Annotated in this window: 14 protein-coding genes; 7 read left to right on the top strand and 7 right to left on the bottom strand. The window is 46.1% G+C overall.

Features of this window, described 5'->3' with window-relative positions:
• Positions 1-364: 364 nt before the first annotated feature.
• Entirely contained in the window at positions 365-2,176 is a 1,812-nt protein-coding gene (locus AABK39_RS21585; protein ID WP_338395316.1) for a hypothetical protein, read from the top strand.
• A gap of 96 nt (positions 2,177-2,272) precedes the next feature.
• Here the strand turns inward: AABK39_RS21585 and AABK39_RS21580 are convergent, their stop codons facing one another.
• The 4 genes from AABK39_RS21580 to AABK39_RS21565 all read right to left on the bottom strand — a co-directional run bounded on the left by AABK39_RS21580 (position 2,273) and on the right by AABK39_RS21565 (position 6,359).
• Complete coding sequence (locus tag AABK39_RS21580; protein ID WP_421825172.1) at positions 2,273-3,457, bottom strand: RNA polymerase sigma factor; 1,185 nt, start codon at positions 3,455-3,457, stop codon at positions 2,273-2,275.
• A 65-nt stretch (positions 3,458-3,522) separates the two neighbouring features.
• Positions 3,523-3,864 (bottom strand): YciI family protein, encoded by a 342-nt coding sequence (locus AABK39_RS21575; RefSeq protein ID WP_338395314.1) that lies wholly within the window; start codon positions 3,862-3,864, stop codon positions 3,523-3,525.
• Positions 3,865-3,885: 21 nt separating this feature from the next.
• The gene (locus AABK39_RS21570) at positions 3,886-4,479 is read right to left on the bottom strand and encodes an FMN-dependent NADH-azoreductase (RefSeq protein WP_338395313.1); all 594 of its coding nucleotides are present in this window, start codon (positions 4,477-4,479) and stop codon (positions 3,886-3,888) included.
• Between the two features lie 212 nt (positions 4,480-4,691).
• Positions 4,692-6,359, bottom strand: a complete 1,668-nt coding sequence (locus AABK39_RS21565) for a vWA domain-containing protein (protein WP_338395312.1) — start codon at positions 6,357-6,359, stop codon at positions 4,692-4,694.
• Positions 6,360-6,676: 317 nt separating this feature from the next.
• Between AABK39_RS21565 and AABK39_RS21560 the strand changes: the two genes are divergently transcribed.
• The gene (locus AABK39_RS21560; protein ID WP_338395311.1) at positions 6,677-7,936 is read left to right on the top strand and encodes a hypothetical protein; all 1,260 of its coding nucleotides are present in this window, start codon (positions 6,677-6,679) and stop codon (positions 7,934-7,936) included.
• A gap of 147 nt (positions 7,937-8,083) precedes the next feature.
• Positions 8,084-9,310 (top strand): hypothetical protein, encoded by a 1,227-nt coding sequence (locus AABK39_RS21555; protein ID WP_338395310.1) that lies wholly within the window; start codon positions 8,084-8,086, stop codon positions 9,308-9,310.
• A gap of 55 nt (positions 9,311-9,365) precedes the next feature.
• Here the strand turns inward: AABK39_RS21555 and AABK39_RS21550 are convergent, their stop codons facing one another.
• Entirely contained in the window at positions 9,366-10,574 is a 1,209-nt protein-coding gene (locus tag AABK39_RS21550; protein WP_338395309.1) for a DUF418 domain-containing protein, read from the bottom strand.
• 16 nt (positions 10,575-10,590) lie between these two features.
• Between AABK39_RS21550 and AABK39_RS21545 the strand changes: the two genes are divergently transcribed.
• Positions 10,591-10,746 carry a hypothetical protein gene (locus AABK39_RS21545; protein WP_338395308.1) on the top strand — a complete coding sequence of 52 codons (156 nt, stop codon included), beginning with the start codon at positions 10,591-10,593 and terminating at the stop codon, positions 10,744-10,746.
• A 317-nt stretch (positions 10,747-11,063) separates the two neighbouring features.
• Positions 11,064-12,701, top strand: a complete 1,638-nt coding sequence (locus AABK39_RS21540) for an alkaline phosphatase D family protein (protein WP_338395307.1) — start codon at positions 11,064-11,066, stop codon at positions 12,699-12,701.
• Positions 12,702-12,829: 128 nt separating this feature from the next.
• Here the strand turns inward: AABK39_RS21540 and AABK39_RS21535 are convergent, their stop codons facing one another.
• Positions 12,830-14,206, bottom strand: a complete 1,377-nt coding sequence (locus AABK39_RS21535) for a hypothetical protein (protein WP_338395306.1) — start codon at positions 14,204-14,206, stop codon at positions 12,830-12,832.
• 56 nt (positions 14,207-14,262) lie between these two features.
• Positions 14,263-15,564 (bottom strand): hypothetical protein, encoded by a 1,302-nt coding sequence (locus AABK39_RS21530; protein ID WP_338395305.1) that lies wholly within the window; start codon positions 15,562-15,564, stop codon positions 14,263-14,265.
• A gap of 227 nt (positions 15,565-15,791) precedes the next feature.
• On the opposite strand from AABK39_RS21530, the gene AABK39_RS21525 reads away from it, so the two are divergent.
• Both AABK39_RS21525 and AABK39_RS21520 read left to right on the top strand, forming a co-directional pair.
• Entirely contained in the window at positions 15,792-16,709 is a 918-nt protein-coding gene (locus AABK39_RS21525) for a tetratricopeptide repeat protein (protein ID WP_338395304.1), read from the top strand.
• A gap of 283 nt (positions 16,710-16,992) precedes the next feature.
• Entirely contained in the window at positions 16,993-18,189 is a 1,197-nt protein-coding gene (locus AABK39_RS21520) for an IS256 family transposase (RefSeq protein WP_338395317.1), read from the top strand.
• The last annotated feature ends 445 nt before the right edge of the window (positions 18,190-18,634 follow it).

The following is an 18,634-nucleotide window of genomic DNA, read 5'->3' as shown; positions in this document are numbered from 1 at the left end:
CCCGGATAAAAATATTACATATGTACCGTGTAGTTGTATAAATGTTTATTCATGTATCATTCAAATAAAAACATCCACTAAAGGGAGAACACTTATCCGGGCGAAGGTTATTTGTTGTCTATAAAAGGTAATCCACGAAGGGACAGGGAACATTAATTTTTTTCGGGCTAAAACCTGAAAGGAACGCCTATTGGTATTTGAATTAAGTATACCGGTTTATTGTCGGAATCAAAGAGAAAAACCCTTGAAGGGATAGGTCTTTCTGACAACGTGAAACTCTTCTTTTTAGAATAGCGGTAGGCGAACCGCGATTGGCTTATACTTTGCCTGTTTTATAGCTGATTCGTAGAGAAACCAAGGATAAATGTACTATCGGAAGGCTGGGCGTAAGGGCAAGTCTCGGGGACAAACGTTACTGGCCCCGACGGATGGAGTGGTCCCTATACAGGCGATGATGTTGCAAGCCCGGGCCCGACGGCGCACGCCGGGCTATTTCCGGTCGGGGGATGGATTTGAGTTGAACCCGAAGATCTTTTTAACGGCGGACCAACCTCTTGCGCTTGATGGTGACACCAAAACGGAGAAAGGCGAGGATGAGGACAAAGTCGTATGGTATCAGGCCTACGCCCATGGTGTTTACGATGACTTTTGGGTGCCGGATACGGTGTTGGAGATGACGGAAAGCAACGCCTCGTTTCGGGAAATGATGGACGTTTTTGAGGAAGTATGGACACAGCGTTACCGTACCAACCCTAAGTACACCGGCGGTTATGGTGTGTTGCAAAAGGACCTGTATTCTCTGTTTGTCAAGATAAAAGGATTCAAGCCGAGGTTTGGCGAAACGAAACAGTTTGAGATTCACCAAGGAATCATGGACCTGTTGATGCGTCGCCCGCCCGATACCAGGTTGAGCATGCAATATCTGGATTCCAAGAAATACACTTTTAAGCATTCGGAGCTGGCTACGGCCCGGCAATACAAGAATTTCCGGCCGGGACATTTTATGAATATTTTTGGACGGTCGGAGGAAGACGGTTTGTCGGAAGCCGCCGCGCCGAAGCTCGAGCCCCGTTCCCTGCCTTTTCAGTATGATATAGCGTTGAACGTGATCGGTTCCAAGCTGTTGAATGTCTTGCGGGAGCTGATACCCTTTATTGACAGGGCTGACAGACAAGGCGCAACCAACGTATCGAAAATCAGTATCTCCCCTTTGCAGAATCTGCATTCCCGCCCGGATACCATAGTGATCAGGATTGTCAGCGAGGCGGGTTTTCGGAGGGTGAAGGAGTTTGTGGAGTCAATGATCCGGCGCCACCCTGACTACTTCGGAGAAGATAACCTTCTGATGACCGAACGTTTCGCGAAAGGGGCGGGCTGGAGCCATGACGCCAGATTCGAGAACGTGTGGGAGATGGACGACAGAATGCTAGCCAGTGTCGGCCGTTTTCTGGAGCGTGTATCCGGATACGTGACCGAGCATGAGGCGAATAAGTTTTTTTTCGACTGGAAAGGCGGACAATGGCGCGAGCTGGAACAATTGCGTCAGAGAGTAAACGGTCAATTGACGGAAATGACCAAAGGAAAAGCGGTGGACAAGAAAGACCTGAAAAGAATGCACCAGCTATGCGAAGGGTTTGGGAAAGCGGGGCTTTCGGGACAGGTGGTGGACTGGATAGAGCATTTCGAAAAGCACCAACAACGTTTGGTAAGCGGAGAGCGTTATGGTTTTCTGGGGCTTAGGATGCAGATTATGGCTGATTTGGCCAAGAAAAAGCTGAGAAAACGTTCTCTGGCCATCCGGACCGCCATGCGTCTGTTTGAGCGTTATGGGGTGGACTTTTTCCGGCCAAATTTCAACAGTCCCATTCCGCCGTTCACCGATGACGATATGGTTTTGGTGGGAGGGGAAGAGTCCGAGGGGTTATGGGGAACGGACGGTGTGTCTTCACCTGAAGCGGTGCCGTTTCTTACGGAACCAGAGCCCAAACCCAAGGAAAAACCTCCTGCGGACACTGAGTTCTGGGGCCGTGAGATGGAGGAGTTTACCCCTGATGAAGCCAGAGTCCGCGATATGGTGGACAATGTGACCAAAGCCTTTGTGATGAGTGTGGCCGGAGACGAGCGCCAAAGGCTAAAGGTGGATCTGCCCGAAAAAGAGGAAGCAGGAGGAGATTAGCCTGTTTGGGGTGAGGTGGTTGATTGGTAGCCTGGCGTTGGTTGCGTATTTGGAAGGAGAATAAAGTAACACTAGGCTTTATATCTGGCTCCCGGATTATCGATTCTTTTCGCTAAGCCGATTGATTTCCTTTTTCAAGGTGTGTTGTTCAATTTTTGATTTTGTTAGTCCTATAGCTTTTTGATAATGATGAATTGCTTTTGCAGGGTTATCCTCTGAATATAAGTATCCCAAGAGTTCGTGATAGTAACCGATATCCGTTAGCTTTAATTTTTCGACTTCCAGGACGGCTTTTGTTTTTCCGTATACTTTGGACAAAGCAAAGATCCTGTTTAGGGCCGTGACAGGGGAATATTCAATCAATATAAGTTGATTGTATAAATGCAGAATATGACGCCATTTATTTTCGTCTGTCGGAGTGGTGTGCCAATAAGCGATGCCCGCTTCCAAATGGTATTTTGATCTTTCATTTCCGGTACATGCTTCCACCAAATAATAATTGCCTTTTTCGATCAATTCCTGGTCCCACAAATCCCTATTTTGTTCCTCGAACAAGATTGCCTCTCCCTGCGTGTCTGTCCTTGTTTCCAGCCGTGAACTTTGGTAACACATTAAGGCCATTAGGGCATTGGTCTGAGGTGTGTTGGTCAGCTCGTTTTCGGTTAGAACCAAGGCTAATCTAAGGGCTTCCGCACAAAGGTTTTTTCGAACAAGCCGATTGTTGGTTTTGGAAAAATAACCTTCATTGAACAGCAAATAGATACTGCGCAATACGACTACCATCCTTGAACGAATGTCTTTCTCACAAAGGGTTTTGATTTGGAAATCACTGTTTCTGAGATTAAGCCGTGCCCGGTGTAGACGTTTCTTGATTGTTTCTTTTTTGAGCAAAAAAGCGTTGGCGATTTCTTCTACGCTAAACCCGCATAAAACCTGCAACGTTAAACAAATTTGGGATTCGACGGAGTTATTTGGATCGCAAGTGGCGAAAATCATCGCTAGCTGACTATCGGATATGATTTCGGGGTTAATTTCAAAATCAATCGGCAACGCATCGTCATCGGAATCCAAGAGTGGACGGACTTTGGTATCAAAGACAGAGGTATGCTTCAAATAATCCTTGGTCTTATTTTTTGCGACAGTGTATAGCCAAGCTGTCGGGTTGTCAGGGATTCCATTGATGGCCCAATGTTCGGATGCCTTTAAAAACGTGTCACTGGCGATGTCTTCGGCGATTTCAATATGTTTTAACCCAAAATGACGGCATAACACGGCCGTCATTTTGCTATATTCTTGCCGAAACAGATACGGCAAGAGTTCTTTATGTGATGTATCCCGCTTCGACACTAATCCCGCTTTAGGACTTCCCGGACTTCAATATTTCCTCCAATCTTAAAAATAGGATTGGCTTTGGCTATCTCAACGGCTTCATTAATATCTTCGGCCCTTATTATGACATAACCAACGATGAACTCTTTTATTTCCGTGTAAGGTCCATCAGTAACAAGATCTTCGGACATGACAGTTTTGGCACTCTTGGTGTCCGGCAATAGCGAATTGCCCTTGTCAACGAGTTTATTTTGTGAAGCTATGCCCGCCAACCAATTCATCCTTTCCTGCATCTGCTCGGGAGAGGGTTTCACCCGTGATGCGTCATTCATCCTAAAGATCAATGTGAATTCTTTCATCGTATGCGCTTCTTATGTCGTTTAATTCAATATCATGGCCAACTTCTCGTCGGCTTTTTTCTCTTTTTCCTCAAGTTTGAACCGGTTCTCGTCCAGTGCGATAAATTCAATATCCTCTATGCCCAGAAAACCCAAGAAAGCGGCAATATAGTTTTTGGAAAAATCCATAGGACTACCTATTGGAACCCCTCCTGTAGCAATAACAACTATCGCCTTTTTATTTTTCAATAATCCGATAGGATAGCCTTGTTCGGTATATCGAAACGTTTTCCCCGCCCTCGCTATTAAATCAAAATACGCTTTCAAACAGGCCGGAATCCCAAAATTATACATCGGCGCACCTATTACAATAATATCGCTTTCCATAAGTTCATTTACAAGCCGATCCGATAGCTGGATAGCGCCTCGTTGTTCTTCGCTCAAGTCATCATTTCGAAAGATGGCCTCAATAAAGTGGTCGCTAAGAAATGGCAAGTTATCATAGGCCGTATCCCTAACCCGAACATCTGCGCTGGGGTACTTAACCAACAATTTGGAAACAATCTCGTCAACCTTCTGACGGCTAATCGACATTCCCCTTCGTCCACTAGAGTTAATTTTTAATAACTTCATCATTTTCATTTTTAGTACTCACTCTAATGAAGATTGAAGAATAACAATGGGGACAATACTTACCGCATTTTTATTAAAAACTCCCGAAATGACGGGGAAAATGGATAAGTGGTCAATTCATTAATAATGTGTCCGATGGGCGATTTAGTTGTATCTATTTTAGCCCAACTTGCTATAGTTATGGCTTTTGGTGAGTGACTTTAACCTTGTCGTTATCACTTCGCCCGCAACTCATACAACAAAGCGCTGATATGGTTGTCTTGGCTAATGGGCACATAACTCCCCTTGCCAAATTTGGCGAGGTGACGCAGGTTGTCGTTTTTGCCTTTTCGTTCGCCAAAATCGAAGACCGAGAACTGGACGCGTTCGTTGTGGGATTTGACGGTTTGGAAAAGGCGGTGAGGCAATGTGAAATCGCCGTCCGTGATCATCAGTATCCTGTTGTTTTGTGAAGCGTCAAACGCTTGGTTGGCTAGTTGGTAGGCCTTTTCTATTCCCAAAATAGCGTTCGTTTTTCCTTTGGAGGAAAGGGCCAGAAGTTGTTTCAGTACCTTTTTGCTGGTAAACGGTTTGCGTTCGAAAAGTACTTGGGCGTTGTTCGAGTAAAGCACGACGGTAAACACGTCTTCCTTTCTCATAATGGATGACACTTGCTTAAGGGCCTCTTTGAAAAGCGGAAGCCTTCCGGGCTTGTTCATACTGCCCGAAACGTCCAGAAGCAATATCAGGTTATTGGGCCTAAAGCCTTCCATGTTCAGGTTTTCGGTGATATTGTTGGGCAAAGGTCGGCTCGGTTTTTCGGCTTTCTGTTGCGGTTTCCTGACTTCGGAAACCAGTTCACGAGGTTTCCGCTCTTGTTCTTTAACGCCGGCATCCGGTTGGTCAGATTCGGATTCCTCAGCTTCGATTTTTACAAACCATTTTTTATAGATGTGCTTGATCAAAAAAGCCGGCGGAACTTTTTGGTTTGTGGAGTCGGCACTTAATACCACAAAGCGGTTATAAACTCCCACCACATTATTATAGTGTAAGAGCGCCGTGTTGTGATGGCTGTGACGGTATGTTTTCTTATATGTGCGTACGGAGTTTGCGAATTTGGTAAGTTCACGAACAAACCAGTCGAAGTTGGAATAGGGGTCAATACCGTTGCCCGGGTACGTCTTTAAGCCTTGCAACAGCTCGTCGCGCCCGCTTTTAAGCGTCGAGGCGATGCTGTCCACCCGGTCAAGATACCTTTTATAGACCTGTGGCGGTTGTTCTTTTTTGAGCGCGGCCAATACTTTCAAAGAGTTTTCGATAGATTCCAACATCAGGTCACCGGACCGGACCCAAGGGTTGCTTTTGTCGGGTTTCGGGTATTTCGAGCTGATTTCCGTTAGTTGGCGGTATATTTTTTCCATTAACACTTTGTGCTCTGTAGGGTATGTTATCATTAACCGAAAGACCTTCTCTTTTACCTCTTTATGGAGGGCTCCACGCAAGGCTTGGTCTTTGGTCAAGATTTCCAACGAGTCGTTAAGCGCGGGCTCAGAGACCTGAAGTTTGTCCAGAGCTTCCAAATCTTTCTGGAATATATCCGGCCAGTTTCCGGGAAGGTGCTTTACACTCTCCTTCGCGTCCTGAAACCGGGTCTTTTTTATCCAAATCCTAAAGTCCTTTTTGTGAAATGGACCTTTGAAGTCCTTCTCGGTTTTGAGATAGCGCCGGTAATACTGTCCGTAAAACTTGGGGTATATGCGGGTACGGTAAGTGAGCATATTTATACCGGTGATAATTTTATTGACGGCCGGCATAACAGAGGCCCGTGTTTGGGCGTCTTGGGCGTGTATTGCTCCGAAAGCAAAGAAAAACAGTAGGACGAAAATGGATATTTTTTTAATCATAGGGTGAAGTTAAAAAAATAAACATTCTTAGCCAGTGACATATGAATAAGAAACAATTGCACTAATTTAATCAATGTCTTTTGTGTTTGTTGAAAAAAAAGCGCTAGACATAATTAATGGAGCTCGGCATGAGATAAAGGCAAGGCCTTTGATTATTATGGCCCGAACATTTAAGCTGAGACAATGTCCTTTACAAAAGTCCCTGTGTCTTGATATCGAAGTTGGTCTCCTAATATAAAGCTTATGAGCTTCTGGCAAGTAGTGTTTCTTTTTCGCAAGCGTACCAATTACCTGACTTTGGCTTTAAGATAGAAAGAATGTTCGCTCAGCAAAGAACAAGTCAAAAACGGTCAAATGACAGAAGCCTTTCTGGCGAATTTGGACTTGCCAAGGCGCCACCTCTTAGCTCACCTACGGCTAAGCCTATTCAGGGGATTTTGCGCCCCGAGGCCCTTAGGAATAGAATACCTGCCGATATTCCCGCTCTTGCCTATGAAAACAACAAGGAATTGTATGACAACATACTGGGTCCGCTTCGGGAGTATGTCGAGATGGTTGATTATATAAAGAAGGAAAAGCAAAGGTACACGGACCCCAGCGAGGTATTGGAGCGTTTGTCAAGGGCGGTGTACGCTTGGTTTGACAGGATGGGCATTGAAAAACAGGACTATAGTGGCAATGAAACTCGGGACGTATTCTTTCGGGTAATGTTCGATACGCTTGACGAAATAGGCTGGGCCTATGCCATGTGGGGCCTAGTCAATAGGAGGGGAGTGCCACCATGGTCTATAGACAAATACTCTACCCCAATGGGCCCTAATTGCGTACCCCACGGTCTGTGGACTGTGTCGAACGACGATCATTTTCTGGGTAAATGCGAATATTTGGAAGGGTGCATGGACGGTGACAAATCGCCGAATTTCAGTTACCATATTCGGGCCTCGTTTATGAGGTTAATGGCCGCTCCGGCCGGCAGGAAGCTTCTTGACGATGTGACCGAAACTGATTTCCCGTCGACCATGTTTTATCCCACTGCGGGAGCCTCCCAGCCAGTAGGGGACTGTATGGGCGAGATTTCCAAACCTACGGCCGAAACCAAGGCTTTGGACATGAAGACCAAGCCGATGCCGATTTGTAAAGTCCCGGTGGACGCGGAGACAAAGGACTCCACCTTTTTGCGTAAAGGCACCGATTGGGAGCGTCACTTTGACGTAAGTTTTCATGAGATGTCCATAGCTCCCGCACCGGAAACTCCGAAAAAGGGAAAAAGATCGAAAAGAGGCAATATAGACGATTGGGTGGAAGTTGAGGCCTCGCCGCGGTTTAGGGAGACCGAAGGTCATTACGTGCTCTCGCCCCTTTTTATAAATGTGGCTGAAGCCTTGCTGATCCATCTATATAAACGGAAGCCTTGGAAAGCTCCCGAGCATAACGACGCAAGCATTTATCCTCAAATCCCTGAGTTGTCCGGTTGGAAAACCCCGATGCACTTGGCCGTAAGTGTCCGGCTAAACGAAATCAGGAGGGAACATGGGCTACCGGAGTATAAGTATAATTGGGTAGGCCGACGGGAGTAAGAGAGCTTTCGCAGGTGACAAATGGCAAAGGTTATTAATAGAATGTTTAATAGTCTGAAAATGGAATAATTATATTTTTTACATTCGGCAATCCTGTTTATCTTGGAACGGTTATTTGAATATTGTTGATAGTATTTTTTTAGAGGTATGAGAATATTTGCGAGATTGATTTTTTCAGCGCTGATCCTTCTTGTTTTTTATTTTGTATTGGGGCTAAATTTTCGATTATACTTTTCGCCTGAATATACGGTTTATGACCATGAGCTTTACAGCCAATTAAAATACTTACAAGCGAGAAGAGAGGCGGGAGCATCACAAAAAATGCAGGATATATTCCCTGAAGGCCTTATGTTTTTCGAATCGTTATATGGTTTGGCTTGGTGTGATTTCATATCCGAACTTGATCCGGATTCGGAACTATACCGGGAAGGCATCAATGAGATCGATAATGCTCTGGCCGTAATTGGGACAGAGGAGTCACTGTCAATCTTCATGGGTGAAACGCTGTTGAAGTATGGAGCGTTTTATACCGGTTGGAGTAATCGTCTTTTAGGGCGAAAGTTGGAAGTGTTGCCAATCAATAAAAGGGATAAGGCCGAAATTAAAATATTTAAAGAAAACTGCGAGCGTGTATCAAATGCTCTTCGTATATCAAAAATTCCTTTTTTAGAGACATATCCTGCTGAAGCTTGGCCTGCTGATGTATGTGTTTGTGTATCGTCATTGGCTATCCATGACAGGATTTTTCCGGATAAATATGACTTGGTGTTAAAGAATTGGATATCACACGTAAAGGCACGATTGGATTCAAGTGGATTGATTCCGCATTCCGTTTATTGGAGGACAGGCGAAGTTCTGGAGGAAGCGAGAGGCTCTTCTCAAAGTCTGATATTGTCTTTTCTCCCTGAAATTGATCATTCATTTTCAAGAGAGCAATATGCCGTTTTCAAATCGATGTTTTTGGAGAAAAGGCTAGGCTTAAGTGCTATCCGTGAATACCCTAGAGGGGCAGAGGGTACGGGAGATATTGATTCCGGTCCTGTAATTTGGGATATAGGGACAGCTTCGACTATCGTCGCGTCAAGGGCGGCTTTTGCGAATGGGGATTTTCAATTGGTTAAAGAATTAAATAACGGGATAGAGGAGTTTGGCTTTCCGGATATTAAGGATGGGAAGAAATATTTTTTGGGTGGCTATCTTGATATCGGAGATGTTTTTATAGCGTGGACACGCTCAAAAAGATCTGACTATGACGGCCCCCCATGGTGGCGATTAGAGTTTCAGCTATGGTCATTGTTGGTTATAGCGTTGAATTTTTTATTGTTATACCTAATATGGAGGGAATTCGTATTTATAAGAAAATTAAAAATATAAATATTTAATGATGTGTAGGCAGGGATTCCCTGCCTACACTCTTCCAAGATCATACCTAAACTTCCAAGACTTCCTTCTCCACAACCTTTTTCTTATTCGGAATACTGAAATCCATATACGTCAAGGCTCGCCACAGCCATTCAATAGGCCCATAGTGGAATTTTTGACACCAACGGTGGCTGAAATACAGTTGTAAACCGAAGAACAAAAAACCTAACATCAGACACCATGTAGCACCGAAGTAACGCCACATGCCGAGCCCGAAACCGTAGAAGAAAAAGGGGCCGAGGAAGCCTTGCGTAACGTAATTGGTCAAGCTCATTTTTCCGTATGTGCCCAGTGCGGTAAAAAAACGGGCCGAAGGTGTTTTGATATATGCCAAAGAGAAAATAGTGACTATCAAAACGATAAAAGAAAAATCACCGTAAGAGTCTACGACAAGAGAGAAAAGTCTGTGTTGGCCTTTGCTGAATCCGAAGCTTCCGGTCATTTTTTCCAGTGTATAAAATACTCCGACCATGATCAACGATACTACTAAAGTTACGGTTAGCGCTTTCTTGTATTTCTTGATATTGTTAAAGAATCCTTTTCTGCCCAATACCAACCCGATCAGGAATAGGCCGAAGAGCTGGAAAAAGCGCCCGGTATAATAGGTCCAGGACCAGCATTGCATTCTTCCTTTCCAAAAATTGAAAGAAATCACATCCCAAAAACTCCCTTCGGCAAAGGCCTTCTTTCCCTCTTGCCAATACCCTGTGCCAAAAGCTTTTACGCGGACATAATCCGGATCCAACAGGGCTTTCCCGAACTCCGCCAGCAGAGGGGTTTGTATAATCAGCAATACGGCCAACGCAATTAGATACCTGTTGTGAACCTTGTACAAGGCGACCAAGGGAAAGCCCATAATCGCGTACATCGAGAGAATGTCACCGTCATAGACTAGGGAGTGAACAAGCCCCAATACCATCAGGACGAACAGGCGCCAAAGAAAGCGCTTTCGGAAATCCACGCCACGCGACTCTTGGTTGTTGAGCTGAATAAAGAAGCTTAACCCGAACAATAAAGCGAATATGGAATATGCTTTTCCGCTGATTAACAGGAATGTGTACTCAAATACGGCCCGATCCGTCTCTGGCGAAAATAACCAGTTAACTTCAGGCGGGATGTAAAAATTAAACTTTTCGACAAAATGAATCAATACGATCATAAATAGCGCCCATCCCCTGAGCGCATCGACTAACACAAGTCGCTTTTTTGAATCCATGGCTACTTTTAAAATAATGAAAAAAACGAACGAAAATAACACGGCAATATGCCGGAAAGACCAAGCGCAAGTGGCTGGTCCGCCCAAAAAATCGATGAGACAAAGTAACGATTTGGCTAATTCGAGGGACGAAACGCTTGCGAAAAACGAAAAACCACAGCATCGTAGGTGAGTGTCCCACGGTTCCGGCTATTGGATACATTTTGTGTTGGAAAATTACTTTGCGATGACAATGCGGTTTCTTTATGGCTAGCCGGAGGCAGTCCTTTCTCAGCCTTTCGTCACATGCTTTTACTTACTGCATATTGATCCCAATTGGCGTATCTATCTTGTCAATTATGTTTTCCGGGCACAGTTTTCGGGTTTTTAGGTAAGTTTTGACCGAGTGTGTAAGTGACATTGGATATAATTGCCCTATGGCGGAATACGTTGTTTTACAGTTGTTTGTGTTTTGTCTAGCTGTTTTTTTTATTAATTAATGATTAAACTATGAGAGTTTTTTGGATTGGCTTGTTCTTTATGGCCTGTTTGGCGGGAATGTCCTGTTCAAGTAAAAAGAATAGGGACCTGTCGGAAATGAAACCGCCAGTAATTGCTCCGTTTAAGAATGTGGATATTCTGGCCATCAATGATTGGTGGAACCGGAAACAAGGGGGAATCATCGATTTGAAGGTAAAGCGAGAAGATGTGGTGGCCTTCGGTCTTTATACCGTATCAAACGGGACGCTTAAGCTGTCGGCTCAACTTTTTCCTTTATACCCTGACGAGACCCGCGAAGTACGGCTTGAGGTAAAACGTGACGGCAAGTGGACGGAAATAGCGCGGGAAAAGGTAAACGATTTGGGATGGTCCGCATTGTTTAGGGTGGAGAATTGGGACCATTCGCTCGATGTGCCTTACAGAATCCTGCATGGGAAGAAGGCAAGTTTTGAAGGGCTTGTGCGCAAAGACCCTGTCAACAAGAAGAATATCGTTTTGGCAGCGCTTTCCTGTAACAGTAAAAAGGACCGTGGCCCTCGTGATAAATATGTCCGCAATATTGAAGCGCAGAATCCCGATCTGATTTTTTTTGCCGGGGACCAGTCTTACGACCATAAGGAGCATACCGCCGCTTGGCTGAAATTCGGGATGCAGTTTAGGGAAACATTCCGCAATCGTCCGTGCATCAGTATTCCCGATGACCATGATATCGGGCAAGGAAACCTTTGGGGCGAAAGCGGTAAGAAAGCCTCTTCGTCGGCCGGAAATGACGGCGGATATTTTTTCCACCCGGAATACGTGAAGATGGTTGAGCGTTGCCAAACGGCCAACCTGCCAGATCCTTATGACCCTACTCCGGTGTTGCGCGGTATAGGCGTATATTATACTAACCTGGTAGTGGGCGGCGTGGATTTCGCCATAATCGAAGACCGTAAGTTTAAGTCCGGGCCAAAGGGAAAAATACCGCAGCAAGGCCCGAGACCGGACCATATCCTCAATCCTGATTACGACCCGAAATCAATTGATGTAGAGGGGCTTAAACTGTTGGGCGATCGCCAGTTGGCCTTTTTGGACGCTTGGGGAAAGACTGGAACCCAGAATATGAAAGCGGTTTTGTCGCAGACGGGATTCTGTGGCGGAGCGCACCTTCATGGTAAAAAGGCTCAGCGTTTGCACGCCGATATGGATTCGAATGGGTGGCCACAAACCGGACGAAACAAAGCTCTAAGAGCGATTAAAAGAGCTAATGCCGTACACATTGCCGGTGACCAGCATTTGGCTACTGTAGTTCGCCATGGGATCGACGAATTTGACGACGGGCCATGGGCTTTTGTGGGGCCTGCGATAGTGAATAGTATTTATAGCCGTTGGTGGTGGCCTGCCGACGAAAAAGCCGGTAAAAACGGCAATGATAAACTACCTTGGACTGGCCAATACCGTGACGGCTTCGACAATCGCATTACCATGCACGCCTACGCCAATCCCGACACCGATTCGAACGGGGCGGGCTATGGCCTGATCCGTTTCGATAAGGAAAAGCGCGAAGTTACCTTCGAATGCTGGCCAAGAAACGTGGACGTAACCTCGCCCGACGCCAAGCAGTTTGCCGGCTGGCCGGTTACGGTTTCTATGGAGAAAGAAATATAGGTTAGGTGATTCTTTGTAAAGCGTAAAGAGAACAGAATAAATAGTCTGTATCTGTTTTGTTTTCAATGGAATAAAATAAAAACGTGGAGACGGGAGGCCCCTGTTTTCACGTTTTTCATCTCTTTCGATTACGGTTTTCCATTCTCAATAGGTTTCACATCCTCAAAAATAGGTTTGTAAGGATAATGGACTTTGGGTGCCGTATAGCCCGAATGTCCCCGTAGTTCTTCGAAAAGCCGGTCGGCGTGTTGGCGGAGCTTCTCGTATATTTTTTTTATTAGGATATGTTGGCGTTTTTCCACGTGCTCCTCTTCGGCCACGGTTTTCAGGATCGAAACCATCAGCGTTCTTTCCTTTTCGGCCTGTCTTACCCACGGTTCTATGCTTCGGTAATATTGCAGGGCGTCTTGCCATTCCAATAGGCGGGAATGAGCAGGTTTGAAGTTGAGCAAATCTCGCATAAAAGGATCGTTGAAAGCGTGGATAGCCGGGAGCAAATGACCGAGGATGCCGATCATTTTTCTGAATTCGTTGCCGAGTTCCAAAAATAGGAATTTGTAATAATAAGCGTGAACGGCCCAAACGGCTTGGCTTTCCACACCGTCTATAAGTTCGTCTTCGCCGGCGGCTTCCACGCTATAAGGGATTCGCATGCGGTCCAGGTATTCTTCCAGAGGCGGATAGGCTCTTGTTTCCACCAGTTCCAGACAGCGTTCGTAGCGCCAGAGGTAAACGTCAAGGTCGTGTTGGCGCAGGCTTTTTTTCGAAAAATCGGAGAAATGTCCCCGCTCGTTAATCTGAGCGGCCACTTTGTTCATGCTGGCCGTATCCGGAAACCTGGACACCATTTCGAAAGTCTCTTCCAGTTCGGCGTTTATTTTAGCCCGTTTGCCTTGGCCGTAGCCTTCAAGGTATTCGTCCGCCAGCTCAAGGAGAATGTTGATCTCGAAAGTTTTGCGCTGGCGTTTTTCCTCTTCCGTCTCTTCTGGTAAAACAGAAACAGTCTCTTCGGCGGATACTTCGGGCTTTTTCTCTCGGGGCGCTTCCCATTCCCGCCTTCGCCAGTCGGTGTCCTGCTCGGCGGGGCTCCAGCTTCCGGGACTTACGCGCAGTTTGTCAAAGCCCGCTTCGGCCAGCAGGGAGTTGACCTCTCGGTCTACGCTTTCTTGGTCGGCGTGGGAATACAGGGCCTTGAATTTCCCTTGGCGCTCTTCGTAAAAATACCGCGGATGCGTAGGGCCTTTGGAGTAGTGCATGCGCTTGACGGTCAGCAGAGTTTCGGATTCGCGGTAATCGCAACGCTCTAACATTACCGTAAGGTGCGGATAGCGGGACGAGGGAATCATCAGGTAGCGGTCAAAGGCGTCAATAGCGAAACGTTGCGGCTCAAACCATTCCTGTTCGGGCACGGAAAGGGGCATAAGCTGTAAGGGGGGCGTGACGGCTGTGGCGCCGGAGGCAAGGGGCGGTATCCTGACTTTTGTGCGTAGGCTTCGCTTGAACATAAAACAGGATAAAAAACCCGGTCAACGCAAAATGGTTCGGCAGGCGGGAATGTGACTCAGGAAAGAAAATCCCTGAATTTGAGTGGAGTGGTAAGGTGAAAGAGACGTGACGGTACTCCGTGTTCTTGCCTAACGCCATTTTCCCAATGGTTGATTACGGCGTATTCCGAGAGATTTGTCCAGTATTTCCATTTGGGCTGGCGGCGGAAACGTTCGGCGTGAAGATGTTTTATACTGAGTCCTTGCTGGTTGTGTTGGGCATGGCCCAGTTCGTGGGCCAAATCTACGAAAGGAGTGGTAAAAGTCACGGATCCCGGAGTGCGGTGTGGCCTAATATCATCATTTACGGGAATTTGTTGGTAAGGGACATTCCGATACTCGGATGGGTCGTCGTAAGTCCAGTCTGTGGTGGCGTAAAACGAACTGTCCAGCGTTTTTTGTCTAGGGTCGGAGATTACCACTTTTGATGGAAAACCGAGACCCGGCGTCGGTGCCAGATCGGCGGGAATTGGGTTTGATTCGTCAAAAGGAAGCGCGGTATTGATGGCCGCGTAGTTGGGCCTAAACCAAGTGTCGGGTTTGCAGTGGTCGTCACCCTCGTTATTTTTTGGCGGGCATACGCTTACGCGTTTGCCTCCGGAATCTATTTGGCTTATTAGTTGCCGGCCAGCCGGGCGCGTAAGCAACTTCATGATGTTGGCTAGCTGGTCGTTACGGTAGTCATCGTTTTCTTCGTCCATATTATGTCCCGAAATAGATAATGTTCCGGATCCGTATACTATCCGTCGCCACAGGCTTTGCAGTTCGTACTGCTCTTCCAGCGGAAGCTTGTCGCGGTCGGGAGTCCAGATTTCCAAACGTTCGTCGATAAGCCTTGCGGTAAGTTTACGGTGCTCTTCGGCCAGACGGTCCAGTAAAGCGAATACACTTTTTGAAAAAGGGCGCCTTTGCCTTTCCTCTTCCAAGTATCTGGCAGGCCGAATGGAGTACCAATGGTAGATAGCGTGTTCCATATGATCCAAAGCCATAAACTTCTGGTCGAATAGGGCCTGTTGCCGGTCTATAAATTTTTCAAGGCTTTGGCCAAAGCTCCAAAAAGGGTGGCAAAGCCGTAGTTCTTCTTCGCAAGCCTCCAATTGGGCATAAAGGTCAAGTTCTTTTTCCAAAGAAATGATAAAAGGATCGGCGATGGCCCGTGTTTGGAAAAGTTCGGGATCTTCCGCCTCAAGCTCAGCCCTGAACTTATCGGAACTCATCGGATGCTCTCGCTTAGAGGGTCTTGGGGTAGAAAGGCCCGCGTCCACATCCGTTTGCGTCTTTTGTGTGGTGTGGGATGGTGTTTGTCTTAGGGTCCACATGTTGGTTTGTTCAGCGGAAGGGAGTGTTGGGTTTTGGCTATTATTTAATAAATTTAGTGTCGGTGTAATTTTTAATCGAAGAGTTACAAATTTGTTTTTGTTTGGCCTAATAGGCCATCCGTGGTATGGTGTAATAGCGGTATTAGTATTCTATTTTGCACTAATTTTATGTTCTAATTCCTCCGGAAGCGTAAGCTACTTTGTCGGAGATACTTATCTAACTTAATATGCGTAATTTTTTATTTGTAGTGTTTATTTTCTTGGCTCCAATGGTTCTTAAAGGTCAAGACAACAGTTCGAAGCAAGACCTCCAAAGCGAATTAGCAAAGCTGGATTCCATTTTATTAAAGGATAACCTTAGGGCTAAGGTTTACTATAAAAAGTTTCACTATCTGTTCTCTTTGGGAAAATTTAAAGAGGCTGGAATGACCCTAAGGAAGGCCATAAACTTAATGCCTGATTCGGTGATTTTATATGTAGGGCAAGCGGAGGCCTTGTCATCGGTGGGCGGTTTTCGCGAATCGGCGAAAGTCTTAACCGTGGCATATGAAAAAGCCGTAACGGACAGTGTTCGATCCGAAATTCTTACAATGAGGGGTGGCAACAAGGCTAATTTCATGGATTATGACGGGGCTTATTCTGACCTAGTATATGCGTGTCGGATTGACCCTAAGAACCTAAACGCAAAAAGTAATTTGGCTGCGGTATGTGATGAAGTTGGCAGACCGGATGAGGCTTGGAAACACTTAAAAGAACTTGTGAAAAATAACCCTGAATATTTTCCGGGATACTTGAATCTGGGTTTTAAGTACCAGAAGCACGATATGCATAAAGAGGCTATCGAATGTTTTGACAAAGCTTTGAGAATTAGCCCCAAGCAGCCGTTGGCTTTTAGTAATAGGAGCTTCAGTAAATTGGAGATAGGCGATCTGAAAGGAGCGATGGAAGACATCGAGACCTCGATTTCTATTTATCCGACAAACTCTTACGCCCATATGATTAAGGCGAAGATTTTCTTAAAAAAGAAAAAGAAACGCAAAGCTTGTGAGGCATTAGACGCTGCCGAAAAATTAGGTTTCAAAGACCGTTATGGGGATGAGGTGGAGAAGCTGAAAGGCGAGTATTGTGAAAAGTATCTACAATAGCCTAATTGCAAATCCGAATTTGAAGATAAGAAATTATACATGTAGAGACTGGGGGGTACCGTTTCATTAAGTGTGTAAATGAAATTTATATGAGCGAAGCGGGGAAGTTCCCTCGATTTTGTCAGTCAGTTTCTCGGAGGAGCGATAGCGTCTCCGAAAACTGACTGACAAAATGAGGAGCCTCCCGGCAGGGGACACTCCCATTTTCATTCGTATAGGTTTCAGGATGTCGGGAATATACTTCAACAAGTTATATTCAGACATGAAAAAGAACGAGAAAACCATTCGCAAGGAAGACGTGTTGTCCGCAGACTTCCTCAAGGAGTTCGGCAACGCCGAGGAACTCGGCGATTTTTTGAAACGGCTCCAGAAAAACGCGGTCGAGGCGATGCTCGAAGGCGAGCTGGACGCCCATCTGGGCAACGGGAAACACGGCAAGAGCGAGGACGGGAACTACCGCAACGGCCACGGGTCGAAAAAAATCAGGACAAGCTTCGGCGAGAGCCAAATCCGTGTTCCCCGCGACCGCGAGGGGACCTTTTCCCCGATGCTGGTGCCCAAGCGCAAAAGCATGGTGGACGGTTTGGAAAACGTCATCGTCTCGCTTTACTCCAAAGGCATGTCGAACAGCGATATCCGGGAACAGGTCTCGGAGGCGTACGGGATCGAAGTGTCCCCCGCGACGATTTCCAGAATCACGGACAGGGTCACCGAAGACATCGTCGCTTGGCAGAACCGCCCGCTTGATCCCGTTTATTTGGTCGTGTGGATGGACGCGCTGGTGTTCAAGGTCAGGGAGAACTCGAAAGTCGTCAACAAGGCGGTGTATATCGCCGTGGGGCTCCGTACGGACGGAAAAAAGGAGGTGTTGGGATTCTGGCTGGGCAAGAACGAATCGGCCTCGTTCTGGATGTCGGTGCTCACGGACATGAAAGCCAGGGGCGTACGGGACGTCCTGATCACCGCCACCGACAACCTAGCCGGCTTCACGGAAGCGATAAAATCCGTATTTCCGCAGACCGCCACGCAGATATGCGTCGTGCACCAAGTGCGGAACTCCTTCAAATACGTTGCGCACAAAGAGAGAAAGGAATTCGCCAAAGACATGAAGGCCATTTATGACTCGGCAAACGAGACCCAGGCCAAACAGGCCCTGGAATATTTCGCCCAAAAGTGGGAACACAAATACTCCTACGCCGTCAAAAGCTGGCGGGACAACTGGGACGAGCTGACCGTCTTCCTGGGTTTCCCGCTGGAGATCAGGAAAATCGTCTACACCACCAACCTGATCGAGAACCTCAACGGGAAGATCAGGAAATACACCAAAAACAAACTCTCCTTCCCCACGGACGAGGCGGTGGTCAAAACGGTGTTTCTCGCGATCAGGGAAGCCACAAAAAAATGGACCATGCCCGTGAGGAACTGGGGCATGATCCTTAATCAGTTTTTGGTTATATTCGAGGACAGAATCAAAATCTAGGCGAGACAAGGCCTAATTCCGACATTCTGAGTTTACACACTTTTTGAGACAGTGTCGACTGGGGAATCCTTGTCTCTACATTGCTTTATGCCTTTTTGGGTTTTAACAAATACCTTTGAATCTCTATATTTAAAAATCTCTCTTTCACTTTTTGTGTCGCTTTCTCCATCCCTCTTATTTTGATATTTTTCTTTCTATTTTGGGTGAAATTCAACCCTCATATTTAGAAATAGACAAGAAATGATAGTGGTTGCTTTTTTAGTTAATCTTACTTTATAAGGTGTTGATTATTAGTTGTTAATTGGTTTGTTTGTCGATGGGCGAGGTCCTATTTTTCTTTCCAATCGTCATCCCTTTAACCCTTTATTACCCCTTTTGGTAACGGATCAAGCGGACAGAAGGGGAAACGGTTTCTATAACTGGCTAAAAGACATGTTTTTTACAA

This window comes from Fulvitalea axinellae (genome assembly GCF_036492835.1).
Taxonomy (GTDB): domain Bacteria; phylum Bacteroidota; class Bacteroidia; order Cytophagales; family Cyclobacteriaceae; genus Fulvitalea; species Fulvitalea axinellae.
This window is presented reverse-complemented; position numbering and strand designations above follow the sequence as displayed.